The sequence below is a fragment of the Micromonospora sp. DT178 genome (genome assembly GCF_049841695.1).
In the GTDB taxonomy this organism is placed as follows: Bacteria; Actinomycetota; Actinomycetes; order Mycobacteriales; family Micromonosporaceae; genus Micromonospora.
Genome location: NZ_JBNCKV010000006.1, coordinates 54,575 through 74,304, shown reverse-complemented (window position 1 = coordinate 74,304; position 19,730 = coordinate 54,575). Strand labels below are relative to the sequence as shown.

17 protein-coding genes are annotated in these 19,730 nt (G+C 74.4%); 11 read left to right on the top strand and 6 right to left on the bottom strand.

Annotated features, from left to right (window positions below; translation table 11 throughout):
* Positions 1–104 precede the first annotated feature (104 nt).
* Both ACLQ22_RS13305 and ACLQ22_RS13300 read left to right on the top strand, forming a co-directional pair.
* Entirely contained in the window at positions 105–587 is a 483-nt protein-coding gene (locus tag ACLQ22_RS13305; protein ID WP_425692537.1) for a hemerythrin domain-containing protein, read from the top strand.
* A gap of 67 nt (positions 588–654) precedes the next feature.
* Positions 655–1,578, top strand: a complete 924-nt coding sequence (locus tag ACLQ22_RS13300) for an LLM class flavin-dependent oxidoreductase (protein WP_425692536.1) — start codon at positions 655–657, stop codon at positions 1,576–1,578.
* Here the strand turns inward: ACLQ22_RS13300 and ACLQ22_RS13295 are convergent.
* Positions 1,575–1,943, bottom strand: coding sequence for a MerR family transcriptional regulator (locus ACLQ22_RS13295; RefSeq protein WP_425692535.1), 369 nt, complete (start codon positions 1,941–1,943; stop codon positions 1,575–1,577). The genes ACLQ22_RS13300 and ACLQ22_RS13295 overlap by 4 nt on opposite strands.
* A 51-nt stretch (positions 1,944–1,994) precedes the next feature.
* On the opposite strand from ACLQ22_RS13295, the gene ACLQ22_RS13290 reads away from it, so the two are divergent.
* Both ACLQ22_RS13290 and ACLQ22_RS13285 read left to right on the top strand, forming a co-directional pair.
* On the top strand, positions 1,995–3,002 hold the full coding sequence (locus tag ACLQ22_RS13290; RefSeq protein ID WP_425692534.1) for an aldo/keto reductase: 1,008 nt from the start codon (positions 1,995–1,997) through the stop codon (positions 3,000–3,002).
* A gap of 45 nt (positions 3,003–3,047) precedes the next feature.
* Positions 3,048–3,947, top strand: coding sequence for a TIGR01777 family oxidoreductase (locus ACLQ22_RS13285; protein ID WP_425692533.1), 900 nt, complete (start codon positions 3,048–3,050; stop codon positions 3,945–3,947).
* A gap of 18 nt (positions 3,948–3,965) precedes the next feature.
* Here ACLQ22_RS13285 and ACLQ22_RS13280 read toward each other — a convergent pair whose 3' ends face one another.
* On the bottom strand, positions 3,966–5,201 hold the full coding sequence (locus ACLQ22_RS13280) for an extracellular catalytic domain type 1 short-chain-length polyhydroxyalkanoate depolymerase (RefSeq protein ID WP_425692532.1): 1,236 nt from the start codon (positions 5,199–5,201) through the stop codon (positions 3,966–3,968).
* A 161-nt stretch (positions 5,202–5,362) separates the two neighbouring features.
* On the opposite strand from ACLQ22_RS13280, the gene ACLQ22_RS13275 reads away from it, so the two are divergent.
* The 3 genes from ACLQ22_RS13275 to ACLQ22_RS13265 all read left to right on the top strand — a co-directional run bounded on the left by ACLQ22_RS13275 (position 5,363) and on the right by ACLQ22_RS13265 (position 8,312).
* The gene (locus ACLQ22_RS13275) at positions 5,363–7,183 is read left to right on the top strand and encodes a DUF3488 domain-containing protein (protein WP_425692531.1); all 1,821 of its coding nucleotides are present in this window, start codon (positions 5,363–5,365) and stop codon (positions 7,181–7,183) included.
* Positions 7,184–7,274: 91 nt separating this feature from the next.
* Entirely contained in the window at positions 7,275–7,916 is a 642-nt protein-coding gene (gene lipB, locus ACLQ22_RS13270; protein WP_121400431.1) for a lipoyl(octanoyl) transferase LipB, read from the top strand.
* A 3-nt stretch (positions 7,917–7,919) separates the two neighbouring features.
* On the top strand, positions 7,920–8,312 hold the full coding sequence (locus ACLQ22_RS13265) for a VOC family protein (RefSeq protein WP_425692530.1): 393 nt from the start codon (positions 7,920–7,922) through the stop codon (positions 8,310–8,312).
* A gap of 138 nt (positions 8,313–8,450) precedes the next feature.
* Here the strand turns inward: ACLQ22_RS13265 and aspS are convergent, their stop codons facing one another.
* Positions 8,451–9,737 carry an aspartate--tRNA(Asn) ligase gene (aspS, locus tag ACLQ22_RS13260; protein ID WP_425692529.1) on the bottom strand — a complete coding sequence of 429 codons (1,287 nt, stop codon included), beginning with the start codon at positions 9,735–9,737 and terminating at the stop codon, positions 8,451–8,453.
* A 389-nt stretch (positions 9,738–10,126) separates the two neighbouring features.
* Here aspS and lipA point away from each other — a divergent pair, with 389 nt between their 5' ends.
* Together lipA and ACLQ22_RS13250 are read left to right on the top strand one after the other, a co-directional pair.
* Positions 10,127–11,176, top strand: coding sequence for a lipoyl synthase (gene lipA, locus ACLQ22_RS13255; protein WP_121400428.1), 1,050 nt, complete (start codon positions 10,127–10,129; stop codon positions 11,174–11,176).
* 65 nt (positions 11,177–11,241) lie between these two features.
* Positions 11,242–13,152: a hypothetical protein gene (locus tag ACLQ22_RS13250; RefSeq protein WP_425692528.1), complete on the top strand. Its 1,911-nt coding sequence runs from the start codon at positions 11,242–11,244 to the stop codon at positions 13,150–13,152.
* An 84-nt stretch (positions 13,153–13,236) separates the two neighbouring features.
* Here ACLQ22_RS13250 and ACLQ22_RS13245 read toward each other — a convergent pair whose 3' ends face one another.
* Positions 13,237–16,134: a helix-turn-helix transcriptional regulator gene (locus ACLQ22_RS13245; RefSeq protein ID WP_425692527.1), complete on the bottom strand. Its 2,898-nt coding sequence runs from the start codon at positions 16,132–16,134 to the stop codon at positions 13,237–13,239.
* Positions 16,135–16,400: 266 nt separating this feature from the next.
* Complete coding sequence (locus tag ACLQ22_RS13240; protein ID WP_199729562.1) at positions 16,401–16,571, bottom strand: hypothetical protein; 171 nt, start codon at positions 16,569–16,571, stop codon at positions 16,401–16,403.
* A 196-nt stretch (positions 16,572–16,767) separates the two neighbouring features.
* Here ACLQ22_RS13240 and ACLQ22_RS13235 point away from each other — a divergent pair, with 196 nt between their 5' ends.
* Positions 16,768–17,457 carry a DUF4191 domain-containing protein gene (locus tag ACLQ22_RS13235; protein ID WP_425692526.1) on the top strand — a complete coding sequence of 230 codons (690 nt, stop codon included), beginning with the start codon at positions 16,768–16,770 and terminating at the stop codon, positions 17,455–17,457.
* Positions 17,458–17,515: 58 nt separating this feature from the next.
* Here the strand turns inward: ACLQ22_RS13235 and ACLQ22_RS13230 are convergent, their stop codons facing one another.
* Positions 17,516–17,917, bottom strand: a complete 402-nt coding sequence (locus ACLQ22_RS13230; RefSeq protein WP_425692525.1) for an RDD family protein — start codon at positions 17,915–17,917, stop codon at positions 17,516–17,518.
* Positions 17,918–18,180: 263 nt separating this feature from the next.
* Between ACLQ22_RS13230 and glnA the strand changes: the two genes are divergently transcribed.
* The gene (gene glnA / locus ACLQ22_RS13225; protein ID WP_121400424.1) at positions 18,181–19,605 is read left to right on the top strand and encodes a type I glutamate--ammonia ligase; all 1,425 of its coding nucleotides are present in this window, start codon (positions 18,181–18,183) and stop codon (positions 19,603–19,605) included.
* Positions 19,606–19,730: the final 125 nt, after the last annotated feature.

The following is a 19,730-nucleotide window of genomic DNA, read 5'->3' as shown; positions in this document are numbered from 1 at the left end:
GCACGTGTCCTCGCGCCTGCTGTCGTAGGCTGGCCACAGCGTCGCGGTGCACCCGGCAAGGAGACCGCCGAGGGCATGGAGGCGCGGGACCGCATGGGAAACACATGCCTGCGTTCACACCCGACGAGCGCCTGCGGGCCTTCGGCAACCAACTGATCGAGATCCACCTCTGGCTCCGCGAGGAGCTCGCCCGCCTGCGCGACGGCGTGGGCGACCCCGGCGTACGGCCGAGGGACCTGCGGACCCACTGCCTGGCCTTCTGCGCGGCGCTGACCCGGCACCACACCGGCGAGGACGCCGGGGCGTTCCGGGTGCTGGCCGAGCAGGTGCCCGAACTGGTCCCGGTGCTGCGCGAGCTTGAGGCCGACCACCACATCGTGGCCGAGGCCCTGCGCCGCGTCGAGGAACTGTCCGGCGGTGCCGCGCCACCCGACGAGGTGCGGGCGGAGCTGGACACCCTCGCCGCGCTGCTCGAGACGCACTTCGTCTACGAGGAGAAGAAGCTCGTGCGCGCGCTCAACGCGCTGACCGAGGGCAGCACCGAGGGGCTGCTCGGGGTGCCCCTCCCGCCGCCGCAGGACGGGTAGGTCTGCCGGTAGCAGAATCGCCGCCGTCGGGCTTTGTCGGCGGGTCCGGACCCGGCAGGGTGGGCGCATGGCGATCTTCTCCCTCCAGGCGGTCCCGTCCGACGGCCCGGGCTGGCTGGACCTGGCCCGGCGGGCCGAGGCGGCCGGCTTCGACGCCCTGTTCACCGCCGACCATCCGGGTTCGGCGGCGTCCCCCTTCGTCTCGCTGGCCGCCGCGGCGGCGGTGACCGAGCGGATCGGCCTGGGCTCGTACGTCTCCAACGCCGGCGTCCGCGAGCCGATGCTGCTCGCCTCGGACGTGGCCAGCCTCGACCTGCTCTCCGGCGGGCGGGCCCGGTTCGGCCTCGGCGCCGGCCACACCCCGGCCGAGTGGCTGGCGATCGGCCGGGAGCGCCCCGACGTCGCCGGACGGGTGCGCCGCTGCCTGGCCGTGGCCGAGGCCGTCCGCGCCCTGCTCGACGGCGAGGAGGTCACCGTCGACTCCCCCGACCTGGTCGTGCGGGGCGCGCGGCTGGAGGCCCCGCGCCCGGTGCAGCGGCGGATCCCGTTCACCCTCGGCACGGCGAACTCGGCGATGCTGCGCTGGGCCGGCGCGCACGCCGACGTGGTCGGGCTGTCCGGCCTGGGGCGCACGCTGCCCGACGGCCACCGGCACGACGTGCGCTGGCGCGAGGCGGACATCGAGGCGCAACTGGCCTGCGTCGCCGCCGGGGCGGCCGGGCGGGCGAAAGCGCCGGTGCTGGAGGCGCTCGTGCAGCACGTCGTCGTCACCGACGACGCCGAGGCCGCCGCCGCGCCGACCGCCGAGCGGATCGGGCTGAGCGTCGCCGAGCTGCTCGCGACGCCGTTCGTGCTGATCGGCACCGAGGACGAGATCGTCGCGGCGGTCGCCGCGCACCGACGCCGCTGGGGCGTCACCCGCTTCGTCGTACGCGAGGACGCGCTGGATGCGCTCACGCCGGTGCTGGCCCGCGTGGCCGCCACCGGCTAGGAGGCTCCCGGCAGCCGCTCGTAGAAGCGGATCTTCTCGCGGAGGTGGTCGTACTGGCGTTGGAGCAGGCGCATCTGCTCCTCGACCCGCTCCGCGTGCCGTTCCAGCAGCGCCTTCCGCTCGCCGGCGGTGTGGTCGCCCTCGCGGGCCAGCTCGGCGTAGCGGGACATCTCGGCGATCGGCATGCCGGTGTCGCGCAGGCAGCGGAACAGCACCAGCCAGCTGAGATCGTCGTCGGTGAAGATCCGCCGCCCGCCCGAGGTGCGCCCGACCCCGCTGAGCAGGCCGATCTTCTCGTAGTACCGGAGGGTGTCGAGGCTGAAGCCGCTGCGCCGCGCCGCCTCGGAGGGTGCGTACCCGCTCATTGCGGCAGCGTACTTGACCTGGAGCGCACTCCAGGTTGAACGCTGTGGGGCATGACGACGACACGAACTCTGGGTCGCAGCGGGATCGAGGTCGGCGCGCTCGGCATGGGCTGCTGGGCGATCGGCGGGCCACTGTGGGGCGACGGAGGGCAGCCGTTCGGCTGGGGCGAGGTCGACGACGACGAGTCGGTCCGCACCGTCCACGCCGCGCTGGATCTCGGGGTGACCCTCTTCGACACGGCCAGCAACTACGGTGCCGGGCACAGCGAGCGGATCCTCGGCCGGGCCCTCGCCGGGCGCCGCGACCGCGCGGTGATCGCCACCAAGTTCGGCAACCGCACCGACGAGGCGACCAGGCGGTGGACCGGCACCGACCCCAGCCCCGACTACGCGGTGTCCAGCCTGGAGGAGTCGCTGCGCCGGCTCGGCACCGACCACGTCGACCTCTACCAGCTGCACATCAACGACCTGCCGGTGCCCGCCGCGCTCGACCTCGTCGGCACGCTGGAGGACCTGGTCGCCCAGGGCAAGATCCGGGCGTACGGCTGGAGCACCGACGACCCGGCGTCGGCCGAGGCGTTCGCGGCGGCCGGGCCGCACTGCGCCGCGATCCAGCACGACCAGTCGGTGCTGCGGGACAACGCCCGGATGCTGGCGGTGTGCGATGCGGCCGACGTGGCCGCCCTCAACCGGGGGCCGCTGGCGATGGGGCTGCTCACCGGCGCGACGCGGGCCGTCGGCCGGGACGACGTGCGCGGGATGGCACCGGAGTGGCTGGTCTGGTTCACCGACGGCCGGCCGACCCCGCAGTGGACGGCCCGGGTGGAGGGGATCCGGGCGGCGCTCACCGCCGACGGCCGTACGCTCGCCCAGGGCGCGCTCGGCTGGCTGCTCGCCCGCAGTCCCCGGACGGTGCCGATCCCTGGCTGCCGGACGGTGGCCCAGGCCGAGGAGAACTTCGCCACCCTCGCCCTCGGCCCGCTGCCCGGGGACGCCTTTGCGGAGGTCGAACGACTCATGGCCGACCTCCGCCCGGCCCCGGTCCCGGCCGGGGGATGACCGCTCGGCGCATCCGCGCCGGGCCGCGTACCCGAAGATGGGGGCATGCGGATCCTCATGGCCGGCGCGTCCGGCTTCCTCGGCACCCGGCTGGTCGACCGGTTCACGGCGGACGGGCACCAGGTCACCCGGCTGGTCCGCCGGCCGCCGCGCGGCCGCGACGAGCGGCAGTGGAACCCGTCCGCCGCGCAGCTCGACCCGGCGGTGGTGGCGGAGGCGGACACGGTGGTCAACCTGGCCGGCGCGGGCGTGGGCGACAAGCGGTGGAACGACGCGTACCGCCAGCTGATCCGGTCCAGCCGGGTCGACACCACCACCACGCTGGCGATCACCATCGCCGGGCTGCCCCAGGCCGACCGGCCGAGGGCGCTGCTGAACTCCTCGGCGGTCGGCTGGTACGGCAACACCGGCGACCGGGCGGTCGAGGAGGACGCCCCGGCGGGCGAGGGCTTCCTGGCCGACGTCTGCCGGGTGTGGGAGGCGGCGACCCGGCCGGCCGAGGACGCGGGCGTACGCGTCGTGCGGCTGCGCATCGGGCTGCCGCTGCACCGCGACGGCGGGCTGCTCAAGCCGCAACTGCTGCCGTTCCGGCTGGGCATCGCCGGCCGGCTCGGCAGCGGCCGGCAGTGGCTGCCGTGGATCTCCATGGCGGACTGGCTGGACGCCGCGCGGTTCGTGCTGGACCGCGACGACCTCGTGGGGCCGGTCAACCTGGTCGGGCCGGCCCCGGTGACCAACGCCGACTTCACCCGGGAGCTGGCCCGGCAGCTGCGCCGGCCGGCGGTCGTCCCGATCCCGGCGCTGGCGTTGAAGGTGGCGCTGGGCGGCTTCGCGCACGAGGCGCTGACCAGCACCCGCGTCCTCCCGGGCCTGCTCACCGGGGCCGGCTTCACCTACCGCCACCCGACCCTGGCCACCGCCCTGCGCGCCGCCCTCACCGAGTAGCGGCGCGCAGGTGCGGGATCAGCAGCCGATCACCCAGTGGTTGGGGCCGGTCTGCTTGAGGGTGCTCGTGTAGAAGGTGTTGTAGAGGCCCATCCGCTGGTTCGAGCCGTTGGCGTAGGCGTAGCCGCCGGACTGGTAGGCGCGGCCGGCGGCGACGTGCGCGTAGTTGCTGGCCGTCACGCAGGTCGGCGCCGGGGTCGGGCTCGCGGTCGGGGAGGCGGTGGGGCTCGCCGTGGGGGAGACGGTGGGGCTCGCCGTCGGGGTGGGGCCGGGGCCCGTTCCGCCGTTCAGGCCGAAGAAGACCGCGTCGTGGTACGCCGAGCAGATGGTGTCGAGCATGTACGCGGCGGCGGTGCCGCACTGCTCGGCCCCCGGGCCCGGGTCGACCGGGGTGCCGTGGCCCATGCCGGAGACCCGGTAGAGGCGGACGTCGTTGTTGCCGTACACCTCCAGGCTGGTGTTGGCGGGCAGCGACGCGGTGCTGGTGGGGGTCTGCGAGACGCCCCGGACGTTCGTCCACTGGTCGCGCAGCTCGGTGGCGTTGGCCGGTACGACGGTGGAGTCCGAGGTGCCGTGCCAGATGGCGACCCGGGGGCGCGGGCCGGTGTGCCCGGGGTACGCGGCCCGGACCAGGTTGCCCCACTCCTGCGGGGTCTTGTTCACCCCGCTGTACTGGCAGGTGCTGGTGGAGGCGGGCGGCGAGCAGCGGTACGGCAGGCCGGCGACGACCGAGCCGGCGGCGAAGACGTCCGGGTAGGTGGCCAGCATGACCGCGCTCATTCCCCCGCCGGCGGAGAGCCCGCTGACGAACACCCGGCGGGCGTCGGTGCCGTAGTTGTTCCTGGCGTGGTCGACCATCTGCTTGATCGACAGCGCCTCGCCGGAGCCCCGGGCGATGTCCTGCTCGACGAACCAGTTAAAGCAGCTCAGCGGCTGGTTGGCGCTGGACTGCTGCGGCACGATCAGGGTGAACTTCCACTGGTCGGCGAACTTCTGCCAGCCGGAGTTGGCGAAGTAGCCGGCGGCGTTCTGGGTGCAGCCGTGCAGCAGCACGACCGCCGGGGCTCCTGCCGGCAGGTTGTCCGGCCGGTACGCGTACATGGCCAGGTTGCCGGGGTTGGAGCCGAAGTTGGTGACCTGGGTGAGGGTGGCGGCCTGGGCGGGGGCGGCGACGGTCGCCACCGCGGCGGCGGCGAGGACCATCCCGGCGACCGCGCCGGTCAGCCGGGAGAGCAGGGACGGGGAGCGGCGCACGGGGCCTCCTGGGGACGGGGTGTGAACTGGGTCACCCGCGAATTGCCGCGACGTTACGTCGATATGTCGATGCTGTGACATGGGGCACGGTCACACATTCCACGTCCGGAGGATGTGCGTCCTGACCGGCGTGCCCCGGTGCGGTTGGTAACGTCCGCTGCGTGCCGACCTCCCCGTCCCTGGCGCCTTCGCCGGCCTCGCCGCCCCGCGTCGTCCGCCACCGGCGGGCCGACCTGATCGTGGCGCTGGTCGCGCTGGCGCTCGCAGTCTGGGTGACCAGCGGGCTGTGGCAGGGCCCGAACACCCGCGCCATCACGGTCAACTCCAGCGACCAGGCGCTGTTCGAGTGGCTGCTGGCCTTCGGCGGCCACGCGGTCACCCACGGCGACAACCCGCTATTCACCTACCTGGTCAACGTCCCCGACGGGGTTAACCTCGCGGTCAACACCTCGATCACCGTGTACGCGGTGGTCTTCGCGCCGCTGACGTACCTGATCGGGCCGCCGGCCACGTTCCTGGTGATCCTCACCCTCAACCTGGCCGCCACCGCGTTCGCCTGGTACTGGCTGCTCTCGCGGCACCTGCTCCGCAGCCCGTTCGCCGCCGCCGTCGGCGGGCTGTTCATCGGCTTCTCCCCCGGCATGGTCTCGCACGCCAACGCCCACCTGAACTGGACGGCGGGCTGGCTGGTGCCGCTGCTGATCTGGCGGACCTTCGCGCTGCGCCGCTCCCGGCACCCGCTGCGCGACGGCGCGATCCTCGGCGTGCTCGTCGCCGTCGCCTTCTCCATCGCCGCCGAGGGGCTCTTCTTCACCGCGCTGGCGCTCGGCGTCTTCGTCGCCGTCTGGGCGCTGCATCCGGTGCACCGCGCCGAGGCCCGCGCCGTGCTGCCGACCTTCCTGCGCGGCCTCGGGGTGACCGCCGTCGTCGCGGGGGTGCTGCTGGCGTACCCGCTGTGGCTGCACTTCGCCGGCCCGCAGCGCTTCCACGGCACCGGCTTCGACGCGGTCATCCACTCCGAGGACGTCGTCGCGTACGGGGCGTACCCGCGCCGGTCGATCGCCGGGGAGGCGGGGCTGGGCACCCGGCTCGCGCCGAACCCGACCGAGGAGAACTCGTTTTTCGGCATCCCGCTGCTGCTGCTCGCCGTCGCCTGCTTCGTGACGCTGTGGCGCCGGGCCGACGCGGCCCGCCGGGCGACGCTCTGGGCGCTGGGCGTGACCGCCGCCGTCTTCACCGTGCTGTCGTTCGGGCCCGTGGCCAAGGTCGACGGGCGTCGCTTCGACCTGCCGATGCCGTTCGACCTGCTCGGGCACCTGCCGGTGGTGAACGCCGCCCTGCCCGCCCGGCTGGCGCTGGTCGTGGCGCCGGTGATCGGGGTGCTGCTCGCGTACGCCGTGGACCAGCTCCGCGCCGATCCGCCCCGGCGCCGACCCGCGCGGTTGGCCTGGTGGGCGGGGTTCGCGCTGGCGCTGCTGCCGCTGGTGCCGACGCCGCTGCTGACCATCGAACGCGAGCCGGTCCCGCGCTTCATCACCGCCGGGACGTGGCGGGAGCACGTCTCCCCCGGCGGGGTGCTGACCCCGGTGCCGCTGACCCTCGACGTCTACCCCGACGGCCAGCGCTGGCAGGCGTACGCGCTGGCGCACCGGCAGGGCGAGTTCGCCATCCCCTCCGGTTTCTTCCTCGGTCCCGGCGGCCCGGACGGCCGGGGGCGGATCGGCCCGCCGCCGCGCCCGTTCGGCGCGCTGGTGGACCAGGCCGGCCGGACCGGGCTCGTGCCGATCATCACCGAGGGCAGCATCCAGGAGGTCCGCGACGACCTGCGGCACTGGCGGATCGAGACGATCGTGCTGCCCGACGAGGTGCACGGGGCGAAGTGGCCGGTCGACGAGGAGGCGATCCGGCGCACCGTGACCGCGCTGCTCGGCCCACCCGAGCGGGTGGACGACGTGTGGCTGTGGCGGGTCCCGCAGGGCTGAGTCGTCGCCTCGGCAGCCGGCCCGCCGCCGGGTCCCGTCGTGAGCCGCGTCACCGATGGTGACCGGCCGGTACGGGTCTAGGCTTGGCGGCGTGACCACGACGACCTCCGGCCTCACGGCCGTCCGCGCCGGTGTCCTCGACTACCAGGCCGCCTGGGACGAGCAGCGCCGGCTGCACGAGTCGGTGGTGGCCGGCGAGCGCGGCGACACCGTGCTGCTGCTGGAGCACCCGAGCGTCTACACCGCCGGCAAGCGCACGGAGCCCTGGGACCGCCCCATGGACGGCACCCCGGTCGTCGACGTGGACCGGGGCGGCAAGATCACCTGGCACGGCCCGGGGCAGCTGGTCGGCTACCCCATCGTGCGGCTGCCCGACCCGGTCGACGTGGTCGCCTACGTCCGCCGCACCGAGCAGCTGCTGATCGACGTCTGCGCCGAGTTCGGGCTGACCGCCGGCCGGGTCGAGGGGCGCAGCGGGGTCTGGGTGCCGGAGGACGACCGGGGCCCGGCCCGCAAGGTGGCGGCCATCGGCATCCGGGTGGCCCGCGGGGTGACCCTGCACGGCTTCTCCATCAACTGCGACTGCGACCTGGGCCACTTCGACCGGATCGTGCCCTGCGGCATCCGCGACGCCGGGGTCACCTCGCTCACCGCCGAGCTGGGCCGCCCGGTCACCGTGGCCGACGTGCTGCCGGTCGTCGAGCGCCACCTGCCCACCCTCGTCACGGCCTGACCGGTGCGGATCGACCTGGTCACGATCGTCGTGGCCGAGTACGACCCGGCCATCGACTTCTTCACCGAGGTGCTCGGCTTCGAGCTGGTGGAGGACTCCCCGTCGCTGACCAACGACGGCCGGCCGAAGCGCTGGGTGGTCGTCCGCCCGCCGGGCGCGCAGACGGGGCTGCTGCTGGCCCGCGCCGACGGCGACCGGCAGGCTCGATCGGTAGGCGACCAGGTCGCCGGCCGGGTCGGCTTCTTCCTCCAGGTCGACGACTTCGACGCCGTCCACCGGCGGATGGTCGAGGCGGGCGTCGAGTTCGTGAAGCCGCCGCGCACTGAGCCGTACGGCCGGGTCGCCGTCTTCCGCGACATCGCCGGCAACCTCTGGGACCTCCTCGGCCCACCCTGACCCCACCCCACCCCACCCACCCCCGGCCCCCCACCCCCGGCTCCGGTGTCGATCATGAGGTTGGCGGCGAAGTCGATCTCCTTCAGTGCCGCCAACCTCATGATCGCCAGGTAGAGGACCCGGGGTGAGGGGGTTGGGTCAGGGGGTCAGGCGGTGGAGGTCGCGGGGGAAGGCCGTGACCTCCCGGACGTTGGCCGCGCCGGTCAGGCGGGCCACGAAGCGTTCCAGGCCGATGGCGAAACCGCCGTGCGGCGGCATGCCGTGCCGGAACGCGTCGACGTAGCCGGCGTACGGCTCGACCGGCTCGCCCCGGGCGGCGAGCGCCGCCAGGTAGTCGGCGTGCCGGTGCAGCCGCTGCCCGCCCGTCACCAGCTCCAGCCCCCGGAAGAGCAGGTCGAACCCGTTGGAGTACGCGGGCCGCGCCGGGTCCGGGTGGGTGTAGAAGGGCCGCTTCGCCATCGGGTAGCCGGTGACGAAGAGGAACTCCGAGCCGTGCTCCCGCCGCGCCCACTCGCCCAGCGCCCGCTCGTGCGCCGGGGCGAGGTCCGGCTCGTCGGCCGGCGCCCCCGCGATCCTGAGGGCCTCGGTGAAGTGCACGGCGGGGATCTCGGCCGGCACGTCCGGGGCCGACACCCCGAGGGTGGCGAGCGCGGCCCCGGCCCGCTCGCGTACCGCGTCGAGCATGCCGGCCACGGTGTGCCGCAGCACGGCCATCACGTCCCGGTGGTCGGTGACGAAGCCCAGCTCGGCGTCGAGCGAGGTGTACTGCGCCAGGTGCCGGACGGTGTCGTGCGGCTCGGCCCGGAACACCGGCCCCACCTCGTAGACCCGCTCGAAGACGCCGACCATGAGCTGCTTGTAGAACTGCGGCGACTGGGCCAGGTACGCGGGCCGGCCGAACCAGTCCAGCGCGAAGACGTTCGCCCCGCTCTCGGTCGACGAGCCGACCACCTTCGGGGTGTGGATCTCCACGAAGTCGCGGGCGTCGAGCGTGGCCCGGAACCCGGCCACCGCCGCCGCCGAGACGCGCAGCGCCGCCGCGCGGGTCGGGTGGCGCAGCGCGACGGGCGCGTGGTCGAGCTGGGTGGGCAGGCTCGCGGTGAGCGCCGGCCGGTACAGGTCGAACGGCGGCGGTACGGCGGGCGGGCCGAGCGGTCGTACCGTCGGCGCGGTCAGCTCGACCCCGGCGGGGGCCGTCGGGTTCGCGACCACCGTGCCGGTGACCTCGACGACGGTCTCCTCGGTGAGTTGCTCCACCTCGGCGCGCACGGCCGGGTCGGTGACCACCACCTGGGCGAGGCCGGCGGCGTCCCGCACGATCAGGAAGGCCACCGACTTGAGCAGCCGGCGGCGGTGCACCCAGCCGGCGATCCGGACGGGCACGCCGACATGGGCGGAGAGTTGGGTGGAAAGGATGCGTTGCACGGCGGGTACCTCCTCGATAATCGCAACGCGATCCCCGGGAGGTGTGGGCGAGCGGGAAACCTCGCGGTGCCACCACACCTTCGCCCCCGCTGGCGGGGGCCTCGTTCGTCGCCTTTTCACCGGGGCCAGCCGGGCGGGCTCTACTGGGCGGGAGCGGCCCGTCCGCGCAGTCGCGCGACACCGGCCACCCGCCGTTCTTCCCGCAGCTCAGGAGGGTCTTCGCGCGCCCGGTGCCAGACCGCCTCGCAGCAACCGGCGGCTCTCTTCAACTGGCGGGTCGGGGCGCTACTCGGCTCCGTCACAGCTCTGCCGGGCACGCTAGCACCCCCACCAGGCTCCTGTGACGGGTATTTCCCGGTCTCGGTGTCCGGCGTCACAAGACTGGTGGGGTGACGCCGGTCGCCCGCGCTACATCGACGGCGGCCGTCGGGCGTAGGCTCGGTTTTGTGACGATCGAGCACTCCGCGCCGACGACCGGCCAGGCAGCGCGCACGACGACGCCCGCCCCCGAGGGGCGGCGTCTCCTGCGGATCGAGGCGCGCAACGCCGAGACGCCGATCGAGCGCAAACCGCCGTGGATCAAGGTCAAGGCCAAGATGGGGCCGGAGTACACCCAGCTGCGCGGGCTCGTCTCGCGCGAAGGGCTGCACACCGTCTGCCAGGAGGCCGGCTGCCCCAACATCTACGAGTGCTGGGAGGACCGGGAGGCCACCTTCCTCATCGGCGGCGACCAGTGCACCCGACGCTGCGACTTCTGCCAGATCGACACCGGCAAGCCGGCCGAGTTCGACGCCGACGAGCCACGCCGGGTCGCCGAGTCGGTGGTCGCGATGGGCCTGCGCTACGCGACCATCACCGGGGTGGCCCGCGACGACCTGCCCGACGGTGGCGCCTGGCTCTACGCCGAGACCGTCCGGCAGATCCACGCCCTCCAGCCCGGCTGCGGCGTCGAACTGCTGATCCCCGACTTCAACGCGGTCCCCGAGCAGCTCGCCGAGGTCTTCGGCGCCCGGCCGGAGGTGCTCGCCCACAACGTCGAGACCGTGCCGCGGATCTTCAAGCGGATCCGGCCGGCCTTCCGCTACGAGCGGTCCCTGGACGTGATCCGGCAGGCCCGCGCCGACGGCCTGGTCACCAAGTCCAACCTGATCCTGGGCATGGGCGAGGAGCGCGCCGAGATCTCCCAGGCGCTGCGCGACCTGCACGACGCCGGGTGTGAGCTGATCACCATCACGCAGTACCTGCGCCCCACCCCCCGGCACCACCCCGTCACCCGCTGGGTCAAGCCGGAGGAGTTCGTCGAGCTGCGCGAGGAGGCCGAGGAGATCGGCTTCGCGGGCGTGATGAGCGGGCCGCTGGTGCGCTCGTCGTACCGGGCCGGGCGGCTCTACCGGCAGGCGCTGGAGGCCCGCGAGGGCCTTCCGGTCACCGCCGGCTGATCCACCCCGGCGACGCGCCGGGGTCGTTCGACCACGGGCCGGCGGTCAACTGCCATGATCGGCTGATGACCGTCGGCGTACGCCAGCGGTGGCGCGACCCGCGTCCCGCGCTCCCGCCCGACCGCCGACCCGTACTGCCGACGGTCCTCGCCGTGCTCGCCGTCGTGGCCGGGACCGGCTACCGCCTCGGCCTGCTGCTGCACGACGCGCCGCCGACCAACAGCGACGAGGCCACCATGGGGCTGGCCGCGCTGCACATCGCCCAGGGGCGGGAGTTCCCCGTCTGGTTCTACGGCCAGAACTACATGGGCACGCTGGAGGCGTACCTGGCCGCGCCGGTGTTCGCGCTGGTCGGCCCGTCGACGCTCGGGCTGCGCCTGCCCACCCTCGCCCTGTACGCGGTCTTCGTCGTGCTCGCCTGGCGGCTGACGCTGCGGCTGACCGGGGACCACTGGTTCGCCCTGCTCGTCGTGGCGCTGCTGGCGCTGGGCTCGGACCGGGTGGTGAAGAACCAGCTCATCGCCGGAGGCGGGTACCCGGAGATGAACGCGGCCGGGGTGGCGCTCGCCGTGCTGGCGTACGACCTGGCGGCCGGCCGGCCGGGGCGCCGACTGCCGCGCTGGGCGGCGTGGGGCTTCCTGGCCGGGCTGATGGTCTGGGTGGACCCGCTGGTGCTGCCGTACGTGGCGGCGACCGGCGCGGTGCTTCTCGCGTACGGCCGGCGGGAGCTGCGCGGCCGGGCCGGTGCGCTGCTCGGTGCCGCCGCGCTCGTCGGGGCCGGGCCGTTGCTGGCGCACAGCCTGGCGGCGGGGCGCAACCCGATCGCGGCGGTGCTCGCCGCCGGAGGCTCCGGGCAGCCCGCCGACTGGGCGGACCGACTGTACGGAGGGCTGGTGCTCGGCCCGCCCCTGGGCATGGGCTTCTGCTCCCCGAGCCACTGCACGCCCGGCCAGTTGTGGTGGGCGGTCGCCCTCCCGCTGCTGCTGTTCGCGGCCGCCCTCTCGGCCTGGCGCGCGCTACGCCCACCCGTCGGGGATCTTGGACAGTTACCGTTCAGGGCCGACGACAACTGTCCAAGATCCATCGTGGCGACGGGCGGGGCGGTCCGGCTCGCCCTGGTGGTCGCCGCCGTCGCGACGCTCGCCGTCTACACCGTCAGCAGCGCCGCGGGCCGTACCCCGGTAGAAAGCTCCCGGTACCTGTCCTGCCTGCTCATCTCCGTTCCGGTCCTGCTCTGGCCGCTCTGGTCGGCCGCCCGCCGCGCGCTCCGACCCCGCACGGCCGGAACGCTCACGGCCGGCACGGGCACGGCGGGGCCAGGCCTGGCAGGGGCGGACACGGCGGGGCCAGGCCTGGCAGGGGCGGACACGGCCGGGCCAGGCCTGGCAGGGGCGGACACGGCCGGGCCAGGCCTGGCAGGGGCGGACACGGCCAGCACGGTCAAAGCCGAACGGCCAGGCCTGGCCGGGACGGTCACGGCCGGGGCAGGCATTGCCGGGGCGGACGGTGTCCGGACGCGCGGTGGCGCCGGAGCGGGGGCGCGGTGGCGGGGCATGACGGGTATCGCGGCGGCCATGGTGCTCGCGGCCACGCTGGGCACCGCCGCCGTAGCCACCGCCGGCGCGGTCGACGCCGCGCCGGCCGCCCGCGCCGCCGAGGCGCGGCACGCCGAACTGGTCGCCGCGCTGCGCCAGCGGGAAGTCCGGCACGTGTACGGCGGCTACTGGACCTGCAACCGGCTCGCCTTCGCCACCCGCGAGGACGTGCTCTGCGCGGTCGTCGACGACGACCTGCGCCCGGGACACGACCGGTACCTGCCGTACCGCCGGGCGGTGCGGCAGGCGGCGGCGCCGGGCTGGGTCGCGCCGGCCGGCTCACCGCTGGCGGCCCGCCTGGACGAGCGCCGGCACGCCGACCCGGCGGCGCTCGACCTGGTCACCGTCCCCGGCTGGCGGATCTACCTGCCCCGCCCCTGACCGGCTCCTTCGCTCCTGGTCCCACGCCCCACCCGGCCGGTCACCCGACCGGTCGCCCCCGACTGTCGCCCGCCGGGCGACCGGTCAGCGGGGCGTGGTGGGAGCGCCGAGCAGGCCGAGGCGGTGGGCCAATGCGGCGGCCTCGACCCGGTTGCTCACGTCGAGCTTGGCGATGATCCGGGAGACGTGCACGCTGGCCGTCTTCGGCGAGATGAAGAGCCGCTCGGCGATGCGGCTGTTGCTGTGGCCCTCGGCGACCAGCCGCAGCACCTCCCGCTCGCGCAGGGTGAGCAGGTCCGCGCCGGGACGCCCCCGGGTCGCCCCGCGCAGGCCGACCCGGCGGGCCAGGGTGGCGGCCTGCGCCGCGAGCGGTGCCGCGCCCAGCCCGTCGGCGATCGCGGCGGCCTCGGCGACCGCCGCCGCCACCTCGTCCCGCTCCCCCGCCGCGGCCGCCGACTCGGCGAGCGACAGCAGCGCCCGCCCGAGGGGGTACGGCTGCCCGTCGGTGCGCCACGCGGCGACCGCCGTACGCCACGCCGCAAGAGTCTCGCCGCCGACGGCCAGGAGGGCCGCCACCTGGGCGGCATGCGCCCGCTCGGCCGGGTGGCGGGCCGGCAGGCCGGCGGCGAGTGCGGACACCGCGCCGGCCAGTTCGGCGTCCCCGGTCCGCTCGGCGGTCCGGGCGACGGCGCTGAGCACCGGCCAGCCCTCCCGGGGAAGCTGCGGCAGGCGCTCGTCGGCCAGCGCGGCGTGTGCCGCGCGCACCGCGCCGGCCGGGTCGTCGGCCGCCAGCGCCGCCTCGATCCGCAGCTCCCGCAGCGGCAGCCGGTGGTTCGGCCACAGGTAGGGCCGGGCCAGGAAGGCCAGGGCGCGGTCCACCAGTTCCTCGGCGGTGGGGTGGGCCCGGGCCAGCCGCAGCCCGGCGCGGAGCTGGAGCCAGTGCAGGCCGGACACGCCCGGCAGGTCGATCCGGGCCGCCTCCGCGCAGGCGGCGTCGGCCTCGTCCCAGCGGCCCAGGGCGATCAGCGCCTCGGCCTGGTTCGACAGCAGGTACGCGCCGGTGGAGCGGCTGACGCCGACCCGGCGCGCCTCGGTCGCCCCGGCGGCGGCCGCGTCGGCCGACTCGGCGTACCGGCCCAGCTCGAACAGCACGTCGGAGAGGTGGACAAGCGCGCTCACCAGCGCCGGCGCCGAGCCGGCGGCGCGGGCCCGGTCCTCGGCCAGGCGCAGCCCGGCCAGGCGGCGCTCGGGTGACGGCTCGGTACGGCAGAGGATGGCGATCCGGGTCGGCAGCAGCTCCAGGTCGTCGCCGAGCGCCTCCACCGCCTGCGCCGCCTCGGCCGCGAGCGTCCCGGCCTGCTCGGGGTCGAGCCGGAACAGCTGCGCCGCGATGTCGGCGAGCAGCCGGACCCGTTCCGGCCCGTCCGGCGCCCCGCTGGACAGCCGGTACGCCTCCCGCAGCTCGGCCGCGCCGTCGCTCTTGCCGAGCATGGCGAGCATCCGGCCGCGCCGGTCCAGCAGCCGCGCGGCGCGCAGCGGCTCCGCCTCGACGTCCACCTCGGCCAGGGCGGCCCGGGTGAGGGTGAGCGCACGCTGGTAGTCACCGGCGGTGGTGGCGGCGGCGATGGTCTCCTCCAGCACCGCGAGGTGGTCCATGTCGAGCCGGTCGGCCGCGTCGGGCACCAGCTCCCACAGCTCCAGCACCCGTTCCAGCAGCCGGCTCTGCTCCGCGTACGCGTACCGGTCGGCGGCGGCGCGCGCCGCGGTGCGGGCGGTCACCAGGGCCCGGGGGTGGTCGTGCGCGGCGTACCAGTGGTGGGCCGTCTCGGCGGGAGCACGGCCGGCGGCGACCAGGTGTGGCTGGGCCTCGATGGCCGCCGCCCAGCGGGCGTGCAGCCGGGCGTGCTCGCCGGGCAGCAGCTCGTCGTGGACGGCCTCGCGGACCAGCGCGTGCCGGAACTCGTAGTCGCCCTCCGGGTCGGCCACCACGAGCTGGGCGGCGACGGCGGCGCGCAGCGCGTCCTCCAGCTCCGGCTCGGGCAGCCCGGCGACCTCGGCGAGCAGTTGGTGGGCGAACCGGGTGCCGCCGGCGGCGGCCATCCGCAGCACCCGCTGGGCGGCGTCGGGCAGCCGGTCCACCCGGGCCAGCAGCAGGTCGCGCAGCGTCTCGGGCAGCGTGCCGCAGCCGACCGGGCCGCCGGCCGCGGCCAGCTCCTCGATGAAGAACGGGTTGCCCTGGGTGCGCTGGTGGATGTCGTCGACCGCGCGGGCGAGCGGCTCGGCGCCGAGCAGGTCCGCCAGGATCGCCCCGGTGCCGTCCCGGTCGAGGCGGCCCAGCTCGATCCGCTCGACACCACGGGCCCGGTCCAGCTCGGCGAGGAAGGGCCGCAGCGGGTGACCACGGTGCAGCTCGTCGGTGCGGTAGGTGCAGACCAGCAGCAGCCGGGCGGTGCGGGCGGCGCGCACGAGGAAGGCGATCAGGTCGCGGGTGGACCGGTCGGCCCAGTGCAGGTCCTCGATCACCAGCACCAGGGGCTGCCCGGCGGCGAGCCGCTGGAACAGCTCGGCGACCAGGTCGAACAGGTAACCGCGCGGGGCGTCCGGGACGAGTGCGACAGCGGGCGCGGCGACGCCGGCCGGCCCCCGGGCGAGCTCCGGCAGGAGGCGGGCGAACTCGGCCTCGTACCCGTCGAAGACGCCGGGGCCGTCGCGGCGCAGCACCGCCCGCAGCGCGGCGGCGAACGGCGCGAAGGGCAGCCCGGCCTCCCCGAGTTCGAGGCACTGGCCGACCAGCAGCCGCGCGCCGGCCTCGGTGGCCGACTTGCCGAACTCCTCCAGCAGCCGGGTCTTGCCCACCCCGGCCTCGCCGCCGACCAGGACCGTGGTCGGTTCCCCGGCGCGGGCCCGGCCCAGGGCGTCGCGCAGGGCCACGATCTCCCGCTGACGGCCCACGAGGACGGTGCTGGCGGCGCGTACGGTCACGGCTCCGAGCATGCCACGGCCCTCGCCGCCGCCGGCTCCGCTGACCGGCCGGTCAGCGTAAGGCACCCGGCGCGGGTCGCGGGCCGGCCGATCGGCACGCCCGGCCCGCCGCTGGCCGGCCCCCGCGCCGTCGTCCTGTTCGCGGCCGGCCCGCACGGCGTCGGCCCGTCGACCGTCGGCGCGCACGGCGTCGTCCTGTCGGCGGTCGGCCCGCACGGCGTCGGCCCCCGGCGGGTCCGTGGCGACCGCCGGGGGCGCGGGGCCGCTCACCGACGCGCGTCGCCGGCGCGTCCCGGGTGATGCCGGCGACTGAGCCAGTCGCGCGTGGTGCGGCGCGGCAGGGCCCGGGCGAGCCGGTCGACCGCGGCCTCGGCGTGCAGCTCGGCGGCGTGCGTACGGTGGATCGAGAGGATGAAGTCTGCGTCGTTGCCGAACATCTGGGGGCTCCCTGCGGTCGTCTTCGGCTGTCGACTCCGACTCTGCGCGCGAAGGTCCCCCGGGGGCATGGGTGCGCCGCCCGATCTTCGCCCGCCTGCCCTCCTTACTCCCGCCCTTCGGCGGCGGTACGGCGGCGTAAGGTACTCAGCCCGGCCGCGGACAACGCGACGTGCGGCGACCACTAGACTCTGCGACATGGCAAAGCCCCAGGAGAAGGTCTCGTTCGGCCAGCGGCTGAAGCAGATCGGGATGGTGTTCAAGTTCACCGCCAAGCAGGACCGGTGGTTCGCGCCGTTGGCCGCCGCCGCGGTGCTGATCCCGCTCGCGCTCACCGTGGTCGCGGTCCTGATCTGGGGCTGGTTCTGGCTGCCGCTGGGCATCCTGTTCGCCCTGCTCTGCCTGCTGATCGTGCTCAACCTGCGGTCCAACAAGGCGATGATGAACGCCGCCGAGGGGCAGCCCGGCGCGGCGGCCCAGATCATGGAGAGCATGCGGGGCGACTGGCGGGTCACCCCGGCGGTCAGCTCCACCACGCAGATGGACATGGTCCACCTGGTCATCGGCCGGCCCGGGGTGATCCTGCTGGCGGAGGGCAACCCGCAGCGGGTGCGCGGGCTGCTCGGCCAGGAGAAGCGGCGGCTGGCGAAGGTGATCGGCTCCGCCCCGCTCTTCGACTACGTGATCGGCCAGGAGGAGGGCGAGCTGCCGATCCGCAAGCTGCGGATGACGCTGATGCGGCTGCCGCGCAGCCTCAGCGGCAAGGACGTCAACTCGCTGGACAAGCGGCTCAAGGCGCTCACCGCCCGCCCGCAGATGCCCAAGGGCGCGATCCCGAAGAACATGCGACCCGCGCGGGGCGCGTTCCGCCAGACGCGCGGTCGCTGACCTCCGACGCGTACGCGAAGAGCCGGGCCCGTGCGCAGGGCCCGGCTCTTGCCGTCTGTCAGGGGCGGGGGGCGTCGGTGACGACGGAGCCCGCCAGGCGGTCGTGCAGGCCGCGACGGTGGCCGTCCATCAGCAGGGCCGGGACGACCAGGGCGAGCAGCAGGCCGCGCAGCAGGGCCCGGGCCACCCCGATGCGACCGCCGTCGGCCCAGGCGACGCAGCGGATCTTCGTGATGAACATGCCCGGCGTCTGCGCGAAGAGCCCGAGGAAGAAGCCGTACTCGACGATCAGCACCAGCACGGGCGCCCACCCGTCGTGGACCGGGTCGGCGAAACCACCGGCGACGAGCAGGCAGAGCACCCAGTCGATCACCAGCGCGCCGAACCGGCGCCCCAGGCTGGGCGGGGTGAAGGCGGGGTCCGTCGCGGGCGGTACGGGGCGATCATGCGGCTTGGTCACAACGGTCAAGGGTATCCAGGGCGTACGGACGGATCGGGGACGGTCGCCCGCACCCGGGCAGCAAAAAGGGGCGAAAGCGATCAAGTGTCAATAGAATGGCACAGCCGGGGGTGTCCCGTCGCGCGGTCCGGCCCGCCCGAGCGGCGCGGATGACGCTCCGCGAGGGACGTAACACGGCAGAAACACTCAAGACATGGCCGGGCAACCGCGCGGCCATAGCGTCGCCAAGAGCCTAGCCACCCGTGGACGTGCCAGGAGGACGTGTGTTCGCCAATCCCGAGGAACTCCTGCGATACCTCAAGAACGAGGACGTGAAGTTCGTCGACGTACGTTTCTGTGACCTGCCCGGCGTGATGCAGCACTTCAACCTGCCGGTCGAGTCTGTCGACGATGCCTTCTTCACCGAGGGCCTGGCCTTCGACGGTTCGTCGATCCGCGGTTTCCAGGCGATCCACGAGTCGGACATGCTCCTGCTCCCGGACGTCGCCACCGCCTTCATCGACCCCTTCCGGGCGCAGAAGACCCTCGCGCTCAACTTCTTCATCCACGACCCGTTCACCCGCGAGGCCTACAGCCGGGACCCGCGCAACGTGGCGAAGAAGGCCGAGGCCTACCTGGCCGCCAGCGGCATCGCCGACACCGCGTACTTCGGCGCGGAGGCGGAGTTCTACATCTTCGACTCCATCCGCCACGAGACCTCGGCGCACCAGTCGTTCTACTACATCGACTCGATCGAGGGCGCCTGGAACACCGGCCGCGAGGAGCCGGGCGGCAACCGCGGCTACAAGACCGCCTACAAGGGCGGCTACTTCCCGGTGCCGCCGGTCGACCACCTCGCCGACCTGCGTGACAGCATCGTGCGCCGGCTGGTCGACAGCGGGTTCACCGTGGAGCGCTCGCACCACGAGGTGGGCACCGCCGGCCAGTCCGAGATCAACTACCGGTTCTCGACGCTGCTGCACGCCGCCGACCAGCTCCAGCTCTTCAAGTACATCGTGAAGAACGAGACCTGGGCCAACGGCAAGACCGCGACGTTCATGCCGAAGCCGCTCTTCGGCGACAACGGTTCCGGCATGCACACGCACCAGAGCCTGTGGCTGAACGGCGAGCCGCTGTTCTACGACGAGACCGGCTACGCCGGCCTGTCGGACATGGCCCGCTGGTACATCGGCGGCCTGCTGCACCACGCCCCGTCGCTGCTGGCCTTCACCAACCCGACGGTCAACTCGTACCGCCGGCTGGTGCCGGGCTTCGAGGCGCCGGTCAACCTGGTCTACTCGCAGCGCAACCGCTCCGCCTGCACCCGCATCCCGGTGACCGGCAGCAACCCGAAGGCCAAGCGCGTCGAGTTCCGCGTGCCGGACCCGTCGGCCAACGTCTACCTGGCCTTCTCGGCGATGATGATGGCCGGCCTGGACGGCATCAAGAGCAAGATCGAGCCGCCGGCGCCGATCGACAAGGACCTCTACGACCTGCCGCCGGAGGAGTGGGGCGACGTCAAGCAGGTGCCGGGCTCGCTGTCGGCGGTGCTCGACTCGCTGGAGGCCGACCACGACTACCTGCTCGACGGTGGCGTCTTCACGCCCGACCTGATCTCGACCTGGATCGAGTGGAAGCGGGCCAACGAGGTCGACCCGGTGCGCCTGCGCCCGACCCCGCACGAGTTCGCCATGTACTTCGACTGCTGACGCACCTCGACTGCTGACGCGGCAGAAGAACCACAGGAAGGCCCCGGGTCCGCCCGGGGCCTTTCCGTCTGTCCGCCTACCGCAACCGACCCACCGCCGGGCGGCGCGGCCGGGACCGTTTCTCC